Origin of the sequence: Atlantibacter sp. (assembly GCF_032062175.1) — a bacterium.
Lineage (GTDB): Bacteria > Pseudomonadota > Gammaproteobacteria > Enterobacterales > Enterobacteriaceae > Atlantibacter.
The window spans coordinates 171,794-185,973 of record NZ_DAMBQK010000003.1 but is presented as its reverse complement, the minus strand read 5'-3'; the positions used below and the strand labels follow the sequence as shown (position 1 = coordinate 185,973).

The window sequence follows — 14,180 nt, the reverse complement described above, 5'->3', positions numbered from 1 at the left end:
TTCCTCCTCTGTTGGACAATCCAAAAAGGGAAGATGTGTTGTTGAAAGTATGGCTCAGAAACCAGTAGTCGGGAATGATTTCATCCCTGAAAGGCAGAAATCGTTGCTCCTGCTCAAACGGATGTTTTGCAGGATTATTTGTGATGGCTGGAAGTGAAAAAAAGCCCTCATCAAGAGGGCTAGAGGGATTGTCTGGCGCGTGCGTATCGCACTTTTTATTGTTTCAATAATAGGACCAAATGGTAGGACTGGTTCCTGGTGCGGCAGGAAGGCTGAGTATGGACGGATTAATAATGTTAACAAGCGTAAGCGGTGACTTTTGACGAAATATCACGCTTGAGCGATATTTACGTTTGTGGATTTACTCGGTCAAAAAAAAGCCCCCGGGTAGGAGGGCGAGTCGGAGTAAAGCTGACAGTACTTCGTACTCTTATTCTTTTCTCAATGGCAAGGATCTTACGTTGGTTCTTCAGTTCCTGTCGTGGCAGGAAACCTGATTATGATTGTTAAGCTTTCGTTAACAAGCGTAAGCGGGGGTATTGGGACTAATCTTAGATGGGCCGGTCCGTTGAATAACGAAAAATAACCCCCGTGGGAAGGAAATCCAAATTCTTCTGAGGGCATGCAAATGCATTTTCGTTACCTGTTAACTTTAGCAATGTACCGCTAACCGGATATGGGATGTATCCCATAAGCGAAGCCGTAATAAATTTCACTTATTTTATATATGCTTATAGATGATTACTCCCCTTTCTGCAGATAGGGTTCACTGATTGTCTACACTTAAGACTTCCTAACCAGAAAGGAGGTTTGTATGACCGATCGCCCAGTCGAAGGGGACCATCCTGATTACAGCCCTGTTCCTGATAACGTCAAAAACGACCAGCCAGGGCAAGCCGGTAGAGACCAGAAAGAGGATACTGGCTCAGCACCGGAATCTGGTGATAAACAGCCATAATAAAAGTTAACCGCCTACGGGCGGTTTTTATTGCCATCACGCTGGACATGACAGCAGGTGTTCACTGAGTGCCTGTTATAATGACGTTAAAGGATATCTACAAACGAGAAGCTTTATGCGTGACGTTATGCTCTTTGGTGAGGGCTGGAACGGTGAAGTAGAGAAAGTGGCAGACGGGGTGCATCGTTTTTACTATACCCCCGAAGAAAACGATCAGCGCTTTCGCAAAGCCGCTTTCTCTATTTTTGAGTACCGATCATTCAACGGTAAAAATTACTGGATTGGATTTCCGGTTATCGAACCGTCTCTTTCAGATATCGAGTGGGCCATTATGAAATATCAGCCTGCGCCCGTTTCGTAGTTCACGTATTACTAAATGATTAATTCCCTGGCCTCGCTTACGCGGGGCTTTTTATTGCGTAACAGACACCGGAGCTAAACATGGCAATTTGCACCCTGACAGTTGAAGTAAAATGCAGATGGTGGTTGCCGGTCTATATCAAAACTTTGATGCTTTTCTGTCTAATGACCCACCGCGAACCGGATTACGAAAAGGTATCCGCATTCATCGCAAAGCATGGCATCAGCCAAAAGCTAAAGGTTGAATCAGCAGAGGAACCGGCGAATTAATCCATGACGAATAATGACAAGCTCAGGCCATTTCCTCCCGCCCTTTTTATCGATAACCCGGACTTTAAACCTTACATTCGCCTTGTCCCGGCGGATGGTGTCCTCGAGTGGATACATGCCGAGATACTGAGTGAAGAAGGAACCCTGCATAACCCCGACCATTTCCATTTGCTGGAAGCTGACATCGTATTCATGTGGGCGTCGAATGCGTTCGCGAAGAATGGGCGAACGGTGCTTGGCCAGTGCGAAGAGGTAATGATGCGCGCTGGTGGCTGGCAAAAAGCCAGAGTGGAACAGCAAATGTATGAATGGTTCGGACGCATCCCGGAGTTCATCATCACCCTGGCCGCTGATTACTGTGCCCAATGTTCCGACCTGGAGTTCTGCGCGCTGGTGGAACATGAGCTTTACCACATTGCACAGGAAACCGATGAATTCGGTGCGCCGAAATTCTACCGGGATAGTGGATTACCCAAACTGAAGCTACGTGGCCACGATGTGGAAGAGTTCGTGGGCGTCGTTCGCCGCTATGGAGCCAGTCACGATGTGCAACAGCTGGTGGACGCAGCGAACAGGCCTGCGGAAGTGGCTCACCTTGATATCGCCAGAGTGTGCGGGACGTGCATGCTGAAACTGGCTTGATTACCTGGACTGACCTGGACGAATGGTGAATTATGGCGGCTCTAAAAAATGATGTGAAAGCCTACATAGTTCAGGCGCTTGCGTGCTTCGATACCCCCTCTCAGGTTGTCGAGTCTGTCCAGGCTGAATTTCAGGTGAAGATTACCCGCCAGCAGGTCGAATCCTACGACCCCACGAAAGCCAGTGGCAAGGCGTTAGCTGTCCGGTGGGTGGAAATGTTCAACACTACCCGCACTCGCTTCCAGAACGAAATTGCCGACATCCCGATCGCTAACAAAGCCTATCGGCTACGTGCGCTTGACCGAATGATGACGAAGGCTGAGACAATGCGGAATATGGCACTGGCAGCGTCACTGATTGAGCAGGCCGCCAAAGAGTGTGGTGATACTTACACCAACAAACATAAATTCGAGCATTCCGGGCCGAACGGTGGCGCTATCCAGACGCTCACCATGAGCAAAGAGGAATACAAATCCGCAAGGCAGGAGATGATGGAGGATGACGACTGCTGAGCAAAAGGCATTTGCCCGTAAGGTCGAATGCGAAGAGGATGGGTTGTACTACGCGCGTTATTTCTTCAAACAGCGCACCGGCGGCAAGATGATTGTCGCACCGCATCACAAAATTATTCAGCAGACGCTGAACCGCGTTATAGATGGTGAGATAAAGCGCCTGGTCATTAACGTTCCGCCTGGTTACACCAAAACAGAACTGGCAACCATTAACATGATGGGCCGGGGGCTGGCGCTGAACCGGCGCGCCCGTTTTATGCATCTATCGTACTCCCACCAGCTGGCGCTACTGAGCTCATCGACTGCACGCGGCATGGTCAAATCGCAGGCCTATCAGTCAATGTGGCCGATGGCGTTGCGTGACGATGCGGACAGTAAGGCGATGTGGTGGAACGAATATGGTGGCGGGGTTTACGCGTCGTCAGCTGCCGGGCAGGTTACCGGCTTTCGTGCCGGACACATGGAGCCAGGCTGGCAGGGCGCGCTGATTATCGATGACCCGGTAAAACCAGATGATGCCTACAGCGAGACTGTTCGAGATGGCGTGAATAACCGCTTTAACGAAACCATCAAATCACGCCTGGCCGTCGAAACAACGCCGATGATTGTGATTATGCAGCGTATCCACTATCACGACCTCAGTGGATACCTCCTGCGCGGTGGCTCCGGTGAAATGTGGCATCACCTGAATCTGCCGGTGATTATCGATAACAGCCAGGCGTATTCGGCGCAATACCCGGAGCACTCTCACGCCATACCGATTGATCATGGTCTGCCTGATGGCTGGCTCTGGCCGTTCAAGCACAACGAGTCTCACCGCGTATCACTGTTCTCTCACCGCCGAACTGCCGAGGCTCAGTACATGCAGAAGCCCCGCAAATTTAACGCGGAGGGCGCACTGTGGACTGAGGCGATGATTAGTGCCGCGCGCGACCTGCAGATCCGCTTTGATAAGGTTCGTACGGTTATTGCGATTGACCCGCAGGCCACGAACAGCGATGAAAGCGATGAAACCGGGATTGTGGCCGCCAGCGCATACGGTGCTGGTGATAAAAAACAGTTCTCTGTGGATGGCGATTACAGTGCCAAATACTCACCAGCTGGCTGGGCTAAAAAGGCTATGTGGGCCTATGAGGAACATGGCGCTGATGCCATCGTTATCGAAACGAACCAGGGCGGCGATATGGCGGAGGAAACACTGCGTAACGCCGGGTTCAAAGGCCGCATTATTCGTGTTCATGCTAACAAAGGAAAGTTCGCACGCGCCGAACCGATTTCCGCGCTCTACGAACAGGGGCGCGTAGCTCATCACGGCAATCTCTATCTTCTCGAAAACCAGTTGATGGAGTATGTGCCAGCTACTGCCAAAAAGTCGCCTGACCGACTGGATGCCGCTGTGTATGCGCTGACCGAACTTGGCGGGGCGCAGGCAATTGGCATGATGATCCCGAAACGCCTCAGATAATTTACGGACCCTGCATGAATAAAAATCTTCAACCGGCCGTCAACCATGCGTTGAACGATGCCAGGCTTGCGCGCGCCCGTATGATGGCCGCTAACCCAACCATGGGACTGGATTCAAAGCGCAATTCAGCGTGGTGCGAGTACGGATTCAAGGACGACATTACCTTCGATGATCTCTACAGCCTGTATCGGCGCGGCGGTATTGCCCATGGCGCGGTCAAAAAGCTGATCGGCGCGTGCTGGCAAAGCAACCCGGAAATTATCGAAGGTGATAAACAGGACGAAACCCGCAAGGAAACGGCCTGGGAACGCAAGGCTAAGTCCGTATTAACCCATCGATTCTGGCGTTCGTTTGCCGAGGCTGATTTACGTCGGCTGGTTGGGCGTTACTCCGGCATTCTGCTGCATGTACGGGACGGCAAAGACTGGAACCTGCCTGTAACCAGAGGGAGAGGGCTGGAGAAAATTACCGTTGCCTGGGCGGGAACAATTAAGGTTAAGGACTGGGATACAGGTCTTAACTCCCGCACCTACGGCCAGCCGAAAATGTGGCAGTACATCGAGCAACTGGCGAACGGTGCCATCCGGCGCGTGGACGTGCATCCGGATCGCGTGTTTATCCTGGGTGATTATTCTCCCGATGCTATTGGGTTTCTGGAGCCTGCCTATAACGCTTTCGTCAGCCTGGAGAAGGTGGAGGGTGGTTCCGGTGAATCCTTCCTGAAGAACGCAGCCCGCCAGCTGAGCATTAACTTCGACGAAAAAATCGATTTCACCAATCTGGCCTCGCTCTATGACGTGAGCGTTGCAGAACTGCAGGACAAGTTCAATGAAGTCGCTGTGGAGATTAACCGTGGCAACGATGCGCTACTCACCACGCAGGGCGCAGCTGTAACGCCGCTGGTGACATCTGTGGCTGACCCCGGCCCGACCTACGACGTCAACCTCCAGACAGCCGCCGCCGCGCTGGATATCCCGACCAAAATCCTCGTTGGCATGCAGACAGGCGAGCGTGCCAGTACTGAAGACCAGCGTTACTTCAACGCGCGCTGCCAGTCTCGCCGGGGTGATTTGTCATTCGATATTGAAGACCTGTGCGACAAGCTGGTGGATTTGGGCATCCTCGACGCGGTAGGGCAGAAAGCGGTTATCTGGGATGACCTGAACGCCAGCACTGACACCGAGAAGCTGGCAGCAGCCAAGACCATGGCGGAAATTAACAGCGCCTCAATCGCCACTGGCGAACAGCCATTCACCGGTGAAGAAATACGCGTTGCTGCCGGGTATGAGGGCTCGCCTGCACCGCTGGGGGAAGACGATGAAGAAGAGGAAAACGAAACCTCCGATTCTGCCGGGAAACCTTAACGATCCCACTGGTGCAGACCGTCTCGAGCGTGGTGCGATTAACGAATTCGGCAAACGGATAAGACGCATCACAAAAGCATACCAGGACATTCTCGACCGTATTCCCGCATCACCCGCTGTAAACCTTCGCTACGCATTTGATCTGGACACCTCACTGTTATCCATGCTTCTCAGCAACGCCTCGGTGATGGTTGATGAAATCCTCTTTGGTAGCAGCGAGACCGATTTCTGGTTCTGGCGGGATTACGTCAGGCAGGGATATCAGCGCGGTACGGCCCAGGAATTTGCCAGCCTGTCGCAGCAGTCGCCTGTCTATGCCGCCGGGCGTGAAAGTCTCCAGCAGTTATTGCTGAGCGATACCTACCAGCGCCGCCTGCTGCTGGTAAGAGCCCGGGTATTTGAGGAGATGAAAAACCTCAGTGCGCGCATGAAATCGGACATGGCGCGCATTCTGACCGATGGCATGGGACGGGGGCAGAACCCACGGGAAATTGCGAAACGTCTCACCAGCCAGACCGGAATTGAACTCAGCCGGGCTAAGCGTATTTCTCGCACGGAAATACCGACGGCGCTGCGCCGTGCCCGGTGGGATGAAACGGATGATGCCGAAGCACAATACGGCATTACAACACGTCTTTTGCACCTTTCAGCGTTCAGCCCGACAACGCGGCGTAAGCATGCGCTTCGCCACGGACATCTCTACACCACCGAAGAGGTTCGCGACTGGTACAGCGTCGACGGTAACGCGATTAACTGTAAGTGCACGCAGGTTGCTGTGCTTGTTAACGCCAGCGGTCAGCCGCTTAACCCCAATGTTGTTGATATGGCGAAGAAGCGCCTGGAGAAAGCGCAGAAAGCCGGACTCATCGCCAACCACTGCGACTGCGGCCACCACAGAGCCGCGTAACCGCGAGACACCATCATGACCATGCAAGTAAACGTCACTACCCGCGTGAACAGCCAGTCCATCCGCCGGGAAGTTCACAACGGGCGCGATCATCTGATCCTGCCCAGTTACACGCTGCCGGCCAATGTCGTTATGAACGGCGGTCTTTATTCTGCCAGCGAAATCGATGCGCACTATGCGGGCCTCGAGGGGACGCTGGCACCGCTCGGTCATCCTCAGGTAAACGGCCAGTTTGTGTCGGCCTTCTCGCCTGAAGGGCTGAATGTCGGGTTCGTCGGCGCGTGGAACCGCAACGTTAAAAAAGCCGGGAATCGTATCTACCTGGAGAAATGGGTGGATGTGAACAAGGCCAGCGAATCTGAAGGTGGACGGGAACTCCTCGAGCGCGTGGCAGCCATTGAGCGCGGCGAGGATGTGCCGCCAATTCACACCAGTGTGGCGGTGTTTCTTGACCAGCTCGAACCTAATGAAGAACAGAAGGCGCTGGGCGCTGAGTGGGTGGCAAAAATCCACGGCATGGATCACGACGCCATTCTGCTGCATGAAGTCGGCGCTGCCACACCCGAGCAGGGCGTTGGCCTGATGGTGAATGCCGATCTTGCCACGCCACTAAAAGCCAACTCTGGCGCGCTGGTGGGCGAATCCTTCCGGGAACGTGAACAACGCCTCGACCGGGCTGCAAAAGCAAAGTTCGCCCCCGGCGAGAACGAATACGCCTGGGTGGCTGACTTCACCGAGTCGCAGGTGGTGATTATCCGCAATGGCGGTAGCGCGCAGGTTTACGGCTACACCTCTGACGGCGGAAAAATCACCTTTGACGACACCGGAACGCCGGTTGCCCGCCAGGAGTCGTGGGTCACCGTCGTGGCCAACAAAGTTAAATCCCTTTTCACACCGCAGGATAAGCCTGCAACCAACCATCAAACGGAGGGCGACATGCCTTTAACCACTGAAGATACAGAACTGCTTCGCAAAATCGTTGGTGAGGCCATCGCCGCTAATAACGACGCGACCATTAAGCCACTGAGCGAAAGCATTGCAGCAATTCAGACTAACCAGCAGCAGCTCGCTGAGACCCTGACCGCTAACTCCCGTGCCGAAGAAGCAACGAAGCGTGCGGCGGTTGCAAAAGTTCACGGCGAGATCGTTGCGAACGCGCTGTCAGGTGACGCACTGGATGCGATGTTCAAAAACCTGGGCGAAGCCGCACCGCTGGGCACTAACTCCGCACAGGCGCAAACCGAAACCGGCGCACCTGACCCGGCCACTTACTTCAAATAAGGGAAACGCCAATGCCACGTTATCGTCGCGTTAATATCGACGGGGAATCGCTCTACAAGACGGAAACCCGAAAACTCGCAGCGACCCTGAACCCGGGTACGTTTGTTGTCATCAATGCCAGCAATCTTTTTTCGCAGGCCTCTGCACTTGTGGGACGCATGTATGTGCTGGACTGCGCTTATCACGAAGGGCTGGGCATTACCGATCCGATCCCGTCCGGTCATTCGGGTGTGGGTAATTACCTGGAAGAAGGGCGTGAATTCGCTGTTCGTGTCGCTGCAGGTGCCTATAAAAAAGACCAGCCAATTACGGTTGTTGCAGGTCAGGCCGCTGCCGTGCCTACTGCTGCGGGCACCTATCAGGTCATCGGTTACTGCCAGGATGACGTCACCACCACGGCGGTTGACTTCATCCGCATCCGCGCGCGCGCTTCCAGCGTGACCGTTGCTTAAGGAGAGCATCAATGTATTTTTCTGCTGAAACACTGGCGACCAACAGCCGCCTGCGCACGCACTGGAATGAGCTGTGGGCTAACCGTAACATGTGGGATGCCCAGCACCGCGCCATGATGGCGGTAAACCGTAATCTCATGACGCCTGAAATGCTGGCGGCGAATGCCCTGGCTGGTGACGGTCTCGGTCGTGAATTCTGGGCTGAAATCGACCGACAGGTCATCCAGCTGCGCGATCAGGAAATCGGGATGGAAATCGTCAACGATCTGATGGGTGTACAGACGGTATTGCCGATTGGCAAGACTGCCAAGCTGTATAACGTCGTTGGTGACATCGCCGATGATGTCCTGGTTAGTCTGGACGGTCAGCCACCGTTTTCTTTTGACCACACCGAATACGGCAGCGACGGTGACCCGATCCCGGTTTACACCGCAGGTTATGGTGTGAACTGGCGTCTTGCTGCGGGCCTCAATACCGTCGGTATTGACCTGGTGCTGGATTCGCAACTGGCGAAGATGCGCAAGTTCCATAAACGTCGCGTTAAAGGCTATCTCGACGGTAACCCGACCATTCAGGTGCAGAACTATCCGGCCCAGGGCATGCGCAACCATCGTAACACCGCCAAGATTAACCTCGGTTCCGGTGCTGGCGGTGTAAGCATCGACCTGACGACGGCAACGCCAGCGCAGCTTCTGGAGTTCTTCGGGCCAACCGGGGCGTTTGGCATTACCGCCCGCGCTAACAAAGTCACTGCGTACGATGTGCTGTGGCTGAGTGCTGAAATCATGGCGAACCTGTCGAAGCCGTACACCATTGAAGTCGGCACTGGCGGTAATGCGCTTCTCAGCGGCAATGTCCTGGACGCCATCCGTAAATTTATGCCAGTGAAAGATATCCGCCAGACCTATGCACTAACCGGTAATGAATTCCTGGCGTATGAACGTCGTCAGGATGTGATCACGCCGCTGGTAGGGATGGCGGTTGGGGTGGTTCCGTTGCCTCGTCCGATGCCGCAGAGCAACTATAACTTCCAGATCATGTCTGCAGAAGGTTTGCAGATTAAACGGGATGACGATGGCCTGTCTGGTGTTGTCTACGGTGCTGACCTGGACTAAGGAGAATTTATGCCGAAGTTTGAAGTCGTACGTGGCTGGCATGGCGTTAAGGTTGGGGATGTGCTGGTTCTGGATAAAGTTCATCCGGCGCTGGAATCTCATCTTCGCCTGATGCAGGGGGAAGCGGGTGGTGAAATTACCCCGGCAACACCGGGCGCGGGCACTGATGTGAAATCCCGAAAAGAAATCATTGCTGAACGTCTGAAAGAACTGGGGATCGAGTTCAAAGGCAACCTGGGTGCGGAAAAGCTTTCTGAGCTGCTGCCACCTGGCGAGCTTGAAAACCTGTTCCCTGCTGAATAACCGCCGCGAAAGCGGTTTTTTTATGCCCCGTTCCGGCGGGGCGTTTTATTTCAGGAGTCTGTCATGGTCTCACAGGAACAGGCGCAGCAGTACCTGAACGGGCAGGGCATCGCTTTACCCGACTTCGTGCTGGCGGCGCTGATTGACCAGGTCAACGGTCTAGAGGAATGCCTGACACTTCATTATCCGGCATCAACAGCGCTGCTTATCCAGCTTTACCTGCTGGCGCTGATGGGGCTCGGGCAGGGCGATAAATACCTCTCCAGCCAGACCGCGCCTAACGGCGCTTCGCGTTCATTCCGGTATCAGTCGTTTTCTGACCGCTGGAAAGGGGCGCTGAGCCTGCTGCGTGGGCTGGACAAACACGGTTGCGCGACGGCGCTTATTCCACCCGATCCGACTGCTGCGCCAGCATTTGCGGGGATTTGGGTTGGTAAGGGCGGTTGCATGTGCAACGGGGGCCGGTAATGGCCTGGGTATCGGTAAAGCAGCGACTTCCGGAGCCGTTCGTTAAGGTCTGGGTGATGACAGACAGCGGCAGGAAGGCCACCGGCTACATCAAAGGTAACGGTGAATGGTTCATCTTTTGCCGTGAGGTTGCAGCCGGGAAGCCTGAAGTGATCCGCTGGGAGGAGCCATGAGCGCGACAGCGAACTGGGTATATACCAACCTCGCGACTATCTACCCGCGTACGTACGATGACTGGAAAGGCACCTGGCTAACCGGCACGCCGTATCTCATCGACTGCACATGGGAGATAAACCAGGAACAGGCGATCGATGATGCCGGTACCGAGTTCACCACCAACCTGATTATATCCACCGAGCTGAAGCACAACGGCGCTGATGTCCGTAAACCGCTGCGTAACGACTATGTCGCAGTGGGTGACACAACCGCTGAGTCTGACCCGGTAAAGGCGAAAGGTGATGTGATCCGGGCGGTCAAGATGTGGGATATGTCGTTTTTCGACGAGGAGCCCGACTACAAAATCCTGACATCTAACCGTAACGCCCTCGGCGCCTGATAACCCCAGGAGACAACGCTATGCCCGTTAAAGGTATCAAACGTGTTCAGTTAAACATGGGTAACGTGATTGGAAACATCACCGGGGCAGTGACAGAAAAGGTGATCACCGAAGTCATGATCGTCGGCTCCGGTTACGCAGCGCAGATAACCCCGATTCACACCTCCACGCTGGTGAACAGCATGTATCGCGAACTGAAGCCAGAACCACGCGGAATGACCGGACGGGTGGGCTATACCGCGAATTATGCCGCGCGGGTGAATGCGGCCGGTGGCACGTTAAAAGGCAAACCGCGCCCGGACGGCAGCGGTAATTACTGGGACCCGGACGCTGAGCCAGATTTCCTGCGTAAAGGGTTTGAGCGCGACGGCATAGCCGACATCAAAGCCACCATACAACGAGGCTACAAATTATGACGCGAAGCGAGGTTTTTGACGCGTTACGCGCCTGGCTGCAGGGCCACGGTTTTGATACCGGCTACCGCGTACAAAAGCGGTTCTGGGTCGAGGTGGAAGATTCACAGAACGATCGCTATCTCGTTATCCAGCAACAGGGCGGTGGCGCGGCAGAAGAAGCCATCACTCGTGACTACTTCCGCTTCATCCTGCTGACCGGGCAGAACGACGCTGATGTTGATGCGGTGGAGAACACCGCCGACGCCATCCGCCAGGCCATGCTCGATGACCACCACACCGAATGCATCATCTCAATGCAGCCAGTCGGGGGCGTTCCCGCCTTCCGCACCGAAGAGGGCCGCTGCGCCTTCGAAATTAACTTCCAGACCATTATTTCCCGATAATACGGAGTAACACATATGACTTGTGAATCAGGTGCATTCACGGGGCGCGACGTCGTCGTTTATTTTGCGATTGGTTGCCCGGAGGTTCAGCCCACGCTGAGCCAGTACAAGCGCCTCGGCATGATGCGTGGCAAAACAACCGGCGTTGAATGGGAAACCGCAGACGCCACGGCTGACCAGAGCGCGGCATATACCCAGGAGAATCTGGTCACGTATAAAAACGTATCCTTCTCCGGCGACGGCGTAAGTCGCAAGGAAGCTATCTACGGCCAGAAGGAAATGAAACGCCATGTTTATAACCCGCCAGGGGAAACCAGCAACCAGCCTTACGTGTGGCTGAAAATCATCTCGCCGTTCGATATCACGGAAGGCCCGTTCCTGGTAACGAGCTGGCAGGATGAATCACCGCATGATGACGTGGCCACGTGGTCGATTGAAGCCTCCAGCGCCGGGCTGGTGGATGTCCGCGACGTCGGCGCGGTCATTAACATCACCTCCCAGCCGCAGAACCGCACCATCACCACCGGCAGCACGCTGACGCTTACCACAGCGGCGACCGTGACGGATGGTTCAGCGCTGACGTATCAGTGGAAGAAGAACGGCACGGATATCAGCGGCGCCACGGCTGCTACCTACACCAAAGCCAGCGCAGTTGCGGGGGATGCCGGCTCTTACACCTGCCAGATTTCATCGCCCACCGCCGGTACCGTCACCACGAGCCCGGCAACGGTTGTGGTCAACGCGTCTTAACTGACAGGGGCGAAAGCCCCTTTGAGGTTTTATGCAGGCAATTACCGATATCGGCCAGGCGGAGATCCGCGTCGGTGGCCGTAGAATATTCCTCAATCCTTCGTTTCTTGCGATGTCGCGGATTGGCACGCCGGAAGAGATTGTCGGGGCGTTCGTGACGGTGCACGGCGGACATTACCCTGAGCACCGGATCAGCGATGTTGAAGTGATGCGCAGCATCCAGGCGCGCTGTTTTGCTGACATGGTTGCTACCGCAGCGAAGGTGGTGCAGGCGGCCAGTGATGATGATCTCCGCCAGGTTATTGGTGTCTGTTCTGTGACACCGAAAGGCAAGCTTTCGTATCGTCCCGGCCTGCTGCCGGTATCACACATTATCCAGCTGGCGCGGCATCTTATTCGCCATGGGGTGGTGGGCGACCAGCCGCAGGAAGCCGCCAGCAAAGGTGAGGGCGAATACTCGGGAAAATTCGATGCCCGGTCTTTCGTTTATCTGGCGGTGGCACACCTGGGCATGAGTGAATCCGATGCCTGGAACATGACCATGACCAGCTTCAGGGCGGCCATGAGCGCCAAATATCCGCAGAAGGAAGCCGCAAAAATCCCTACCGAGCAGCATTACGATGAGGCTATGGACTGGGCAGAGAAGATGTTCGCACTCGATGCGCAGCGCAACGGGCTGCATTAACAGAGGAAAATTTAATGAAAATGTATGAATTACCAGAATCAGTACAAAACGCTGCAGCGGATGCGCTTGCAATAGCCATCCGTGAGAATGGGTGTTATGAGAATAAGGAGGGGATGGCTAAGGCAATTGAGATTGCCGAAACCATCCGCGATGTATTTCTTACCCTTTACTCAGATCAATAAGTACTGATTTGAAAACCAGTCACCGCTATGCATATTTTTTTATTTAGCTGTTTTGCCCGTGTACATGAGGTAATGATGGATAAATCTCTACAAGAAAATGACGCAGGTGGTTTATTAGCCACTCAGCGCCTTCGGGAACTGTCGCTCGAAACCAGACAGAGACTTTCTCATAGGTTCCGTGATATTCAAGCGGGGTGTATTCCCAGGACAAACTCCCCCGGCAATAATCAATCGCGCTTGGTTCCGACTTATCATCCGAGTATAAGCCACTAATCCATTTGTAAAAGTGCTCGTCAAGGATGCGCAGATCTTCTGTAGTGGGCTGCCTCATTGATGGGCGAAAAGAAAACTCGATAAATCCAGCATAATAATTGTCATCTAAACCGAAATCGCACCCAAAAGTCATGAAGTGGCCCGCCTTAAGGTTTACATCTTCAACAAGGCGCTGTAGCCATGGCCAGTCTTTTATCTCGTGAATTTCCACTATGCGTTCAGGCTCCGCTATCAGATCAATACCTCCATTGTTGATACTTCCGTCGTCACGAATTTCTTTCCGATACGGGAAGCGTGTGAAGTGATCGTTTATCTTGGCTCTTTCCATGGTTGTGTCTCCAGTCGTGTGTTTCTGAAGACTATCCTGGGTTCATCACTGATGGAATCCTGATGCCTGAACAGTGTGGGGATTTCATGTTACTGAGATCAAAAAATCATTCCTGCCCGTTGCTCTGACGTCCTCCGCTGTTAGCATTAGAGACTACCTTTTGATGATGGGGATAAGGACGTGAAGAAATTTTTGTTTGCAGGTGTGCTCTCTCTCTTTCTACTGGGATGTGCTCAAGAACGTCCTTTGGCATCATATGACGATATAGGGCTTTGTACGCTCAAAGGGCAGGCAATAGGCTACGGAAATACTGAAATTATGCCGAGAATACAATCGGAGTTTGCTCGCCGCGGCGAGCTTAATATAAGTAAAGCAGACTGCGATACCTATATTCAAACAGGTCAGCAGGATGCACGAGTAAAAATGAAAACCAGTGACAGCATAATTCAGCAGTCACAACAATCTATGACTACGAACGCTATACAAAATCTTTGAAGTGTTTAACAGAAA

22 protein-coding genes are annotated in these 14,180 nt (G+C 53.8%); 21 read left to right on the top strand and 1 reads right to left on the bottom strand.

Features of this window, described 5'->3' with window-relative positions:
• Positions 1 to 814 precede the first annotated feature (814 nt).
• From RT120_RS04845 to RT120_RS04750, 20 genes are all read left to right on the top strand, one after another.
• The gene (locus RT120_RS04845) at positions 815 to 958 is read left to right on the top strand and encodes a hypothetical protein (RefSeq protein ID WP_312980109.1); all 144 of its coding nucleotides are present in this window, start codon (positions 815 to 817) and stop codon (positions 956 to 958) included.
• Between the two features lie 115 nt (positions 959 to 1,073).
• The gene (locus tag RT120_RS04840; protein WP_312980107.1) at positions 1,074 to 1,319 is read left to right on the top strand and encodes a hypothetical protein; all 246 of its coding nucleotides are present in this window, start codon (positions 1,074 to 1,076) and stop codon (positions 1,317 to 1,319) included.
• A gap of 80 nt (positions 1,320 to 1,399) precedes the next feature.
• Positions 1,400 to 1,588 (top strand): hypothetical protein, encoded by a 189-nt coding sequence (locus RT120_RS04835; protein WP_312980105.1) that lies wholly within the window; start codon positions 1,400 to 1,402, stop codon positions 1,586 to 1,588.
• A 3-nt stretch (positions 1,589 to 1,591) separates the two neighbouring features.
• On the top strand, positions 1,592 to 2,230 hold the full coding sequence (locus RT120_RS04830) for a putative metallopeptidase (protein WP_312980102.1): 639 nt from the start codon (positions 1,592 to 1,594) through the stop codon (positions 2,228 to 2,230).
• Positions 2,231 to 2,262: 32 nt separating this feature from the next.
• On the top strand, positions 2,263 to 2,742 hold the full coding sequence (locus tag RT120_RS04825; protein WP_312980099.1) for a DUF2280 domain-containing protein: 480 nt from the start codon (positions 2,263 to 2,265) through the stop codon (positions 2,740 to 2,742).
• Positions 2,729 to 4,207, top strand: coding sequence for a DNA-packaging protein (locus tag RT120_RS04820; RefSeq protein ID WP_312980096.1), 1,479 nt, complete (start codon positions 2,729 to 2,731; stop codon positions 4,205 to 4,207). Before RT120_RS04825 ends, RT120_RS04820 begins: the two co-directional genes overlap by 14 nt.
• Before the next feature lie 14 nt (positions 4,208 to 4,221).
• Positions 4,222 to 5,571 carry an anti-CBASS protein Acb1 family protein gene (locus tag RT120_RS04815; protein ID WP_312980093.1) on the top strand — a complete coding sequence of 450 codons (1,350 nt, stop codon included), beginning with the start codon at positions 4,222 to 4,224 and terminating at the stop codon, positions 5,569 to 5,571.
• Entirely contained in the window at positions 5,525 to 6,478 is a 954-nt protein-coding gene (locus tag RT120_RS04810; protein ID WP_312980091.1) for a phage minor head protein, read from the top strand. The genes RT120_RS04815 and RT120_RS04810 overlap by 47 nt, the downstream gene beginning before the upstream one ends.
• A gap of 15 nt (positions 6,479 to 6,493) precedes the next feature.
• Positions 6,494 to 7,759 carry a hypothetical protein gene (locus RT120_RS04805; RefSeq protein WP_312980088.1) on the top strand — a complete coding sequence of 422 codons (1,266 nt, stop codon included), beginning with the start codon at positions 6,494 to 6,496 and terminating at the stop codon, positions 7,757 to 7,759.
• 11 nt (positions 7,760 to 7,770) lie between these two features.
• The gene (locus RT120_RS04800) at positions 7,771 to 8,211 is read left to right on the top strand and encodes a hypothetical protein (RefSeq protein ID WP_312980086.1); all 441 of its coding nucleotides are present in this window, start codon (positions 7,771 to 7,773) and stop codon (positions 8,209 to 8,211) included.
• Positions 8,212 to 8,222: 11 nt separating this feature from the next.
• Positions 8,223 to 9,326 (top strand): major capsid protein, encoded by a 1,104-nt coding sequence (locus RT120_RS04795; protein ID WP_312980084.1) that lies wholly within the window; start codon positions 8,223 to 8,225, stop codon positions 9,324 to 9,326.
• Between the two features lie 9 nt (positions 9,327 to 9,335).
• Complete coding sequence (locus RT120_RS04790; RefSeq protein WP_312980082.1) at positions 9,336 to 9,629, top strand: hypothetical protein; 294 nt, start codon at positions 9,336 to 9,338, stop codon at positions 9,627 to 9,629.
• A gap of 63 nt (positions 9,630 to 9,692) precedes the next feature.
• On the top strand, positions 9,693 to 10,097 hold the full coding sequence (locus tag RT120_RS04785; RefSeq protein ID WP_312980080.1) for a hypothetical protein: 405 nt from the start codon (positions 9,693 to 9,695) through the stop codon (positions 10,095 to 10,097).
• Positions 10,097 to 10,270, top strand: a complete 174-nt coding sequence (locus tag RT120_RS04780; protein ID WP_167509321.1) for a hypothetical protein — start codon at positions 10,097 to 10,099, stop codon at positions 10,268 to 10,270. Before RT120_RS04785 ends, RT120_RS04780 begins: the two co-directional genes overlap by 1 nt.
• A complete protein-coding gene (locus tag RT120_RS04775) occupies positions 10,267 to 10,653 on the top strand; it encodes a hypothetical protein (RefSeq protein ID WP_312980078.1) in 387 nt (128 codons plus the stop codon). Before RT120_RS04780 ends, RT120_RS04775 begins: the two co-directional genes overlap by 4 nt.
• Positions 10,654 to 10,673: 20 nt before the next feature.
• Positions 10,674 to 11,069, top strand: a complete 396-nt coding sequence (locus RT120_RS04770; protein WP_312980076.1) for a hypothetical protein — start codon at positions 10,674 to 10,676, stop codon at positions 11,067 to 11,069.
• Positions 11,066 to 11,452, top strand: coding sequence for a hypothetical protein (locus RT120_RS04765; RefSeq protein WP_312980074.1), 387 nt, complete (start codon positions 11,066 to 11,068; stop codon positions 11,450 to 11,452). Before RT120_RS04770 ends, RT120_RS04765 begins: the two co-directional genes overlap by 4 nt.
• Before the next feature lie 15 nt (positions 11,453 to 11,467).
• A complete protein-coding gene (locus tag RT120_RS04760; protein ID WP_312980072.1) occupies positions 11,468 to 12,202 on the top strand; it encodes a phage tail tube protein in 735 nt (244 codons plus the stop codon).
• 31 nt (positions 12,203 to 12,233) lie between these two features.
• Positions 12,234 to 12,887: a DUF6246 family protein gene (locus tag RT120_RS04755; RefSeq protein WP_312980070.1), complete on the top strand. Its 654-nt coding sequence runs from the start codon at positions 12,234 to 12,236 to the stop codon at positions 12,885 to 12,887.
• A 14-nt stretch (positions 12,888 to 12,901) separates the two neighbouring features.
• Entirely contained in the window at positions 12,902 to 13,069 is a 168-nt protein-coding gene (locus tag RT120_RS04750; RefSeq protein ID WP_312980068.1) for a hypothetical protein, read from the top strand.
• A gap of 43 nt (positions 13,070 to 13,112) precedes the next feature.
• Here the strand turns inward: RT120_RS04750 and RT120_RS04745 are convergent, their stop codons facing one another.
• Positions 13,113 to 13,670: a hypothetical protein gene (locus tag RT120_RS04745; RefSeq protein WP_312980066.1), complete on the bottom strand. Its 558-nt coding sequence runs from the start codon at positions 13,668 to 13,670 to the stop codon at positions 13,113 to 13,115.
• A gap of 180 nt (positions 13,671 to 13,850) precedes the next feature.
• On the opposite strand from RT120_RS04745, the gene RT120_RS04740 reads away from it, so the two are divergent.
• Positions 13,851 to 14,165 (top strand): hypothetical protein, encoded by a 315-nt coding sequence (locus RT120_RS04740; protein WP_312980064.1) that lies wholly within the window; start codon positions 13,851 to 13,853, stop codon positions 14,163 to 14,165.
• The last annotated feature ends 15 nt before the right edge of the window (positions 14,166 to 14,180 follow it).

Bases quoted from the DNA above. Each gene is read 5' to 3' on its own strand.
- RT120_RS04845 (WP_312980109.1), top strand. From the start codon at position 815: ATGACCGATCGCCCAGTCGAAGGGGACCATCCTGATTACAGCCCTGTT.
- RT120_RS04840 (WP_312980107.1), top strand. From the start codon at position 1,074: ATGCGTGACGTTATGCTCTTTGGTGAGGGCTGGAACGGTGAAGTAGAG.
- RT120_RS04835 (WP_312980105.1), top strand. From the start codon at position 1,400: ATGGCAATTTGCACCCTGACAGTTGAAGTAAAATGCAGATGGTGGTTG.
- RT120_RS04830 (WP_312980102.1), top strand. From the start codon at position 1,592: ATGACGAATAATGACAAGCTCAGGCCATTTCCTCCCGCCCTTTTTATC.
- RT120_RS04825 (WP_312980099.1), top strand. From the start codon at position 2,263: ATGGCGGCTCTAAAAAATGATGTGAAAGCCTACATAGTTCAGGCGCTT.
- RT120_RS04820 (WP_312980096.1), top strand. From the start codon at position 2,729: ATGACGACTGCTGAGCAAAAGGCATTTGCCCGTAAGGTCGAATGCGAA.
- RT120_RS04815 (WP_312980093.1), top strand. From the start codon at position 4,222: ATGAATAAAAATCTTCAACCGGCCGTCAACCATGCGTTGAACGATGCC.
- RT120_RS04810 (WP_312980091.1), top strand. From the start codon at position 5,525: ATGAAGAAGAGGAAAACGAAACCTCCGATTCTGCCGGGAAACCTTAAC.
- RT120_RS04805 (WP_312980088.1), top strand. From the start codon at position 6,494: ATGACCATGCAAGTAAACGTCACTACCCGCGTGAACAGCCAGTCCATC.
- RT120_RS04800 (WP_312980086.1), top strand. From the start codon at position 7,771: ATGCCACGTTATCGTCGCGTTAATATCGACGGGGAATCGCTCTACAAG.
- RT120_RS04795 (WP_312980084.1), top strand. From the start codon at position 8,223: ATGTATTTTTCTGCTGAAACACTGGCGACCAACAGCCGCCTGCGCACG.
- RT120_RS04790 (WP_312980082.1), top strand. From the start codon at position 9,336: ATGCCGAAGTTTGAAGTCGTACGTGGCTGGCATGGCGTTAAGGTTGGG.
- RT120_RS04785 (WP_312980080.1), top strand. From the start codon at position 9,693: ATGGTCTCACAGGAACAGGCGCAGCAGTACCTGAACGGGCAGGGCATC.
- RT120_RS04780 (WP_167509321.1), top strand. From the start codon at position 10,097: ATGGCCTGGGTATCGGTAAAGCAGCGACTTCCGGAGCCGTTCGTTAAG.
- RT120_RS04775 (WP_312980078.1), top strand. From the start codon at position 10,267: ATGAGCGCGACAGCGAACTGGGTATATACCAACCTCGCGACTATCTAC.
- RT120_RS04770 (WP_312980076.1), top strand. From the start codon at position 10,674: ATGCCCGTTAAAGGTATCAAACGTGTTCAGTTAAACATGGGTAACGTG.
- RT120_RS04765 (WP_312980074.1), top strand. From the start codon at position 11,066: ATGACGCGAAGCGAGGTTTTTGACGCGTTACGCGCCTGGCTGCAGGGC.
- RT120_RS04760 (WP_312980072.1), top strand. From the start codon at position 11,468: ATGACTTGTGAATCAGGTGCATTCACGGGGCGCGACGTCGTCGTTTAT.
- RT120_RS04755 (WP_312980070.1), top strand. From the start codon at position 12,234: ATGCAGGCAATTACCGATATCGGCCAGGCGGAGATCCGCGTCGGTGGC.
- RT120_RS04750 (WP_312980068.1), top strand. From the start codon at position 12,902: ATGAAAATGTATGAATTACCAGAATCAGTACAAAACGCTGCAGCGGAT.
- RT120_RS04745 (WP_312980066.1), bottom strand. From the start codon at position 13,670: ATGGAAAGAGCCAAGATAAACGATCACTTCACACGCTTCCCGTATCGG.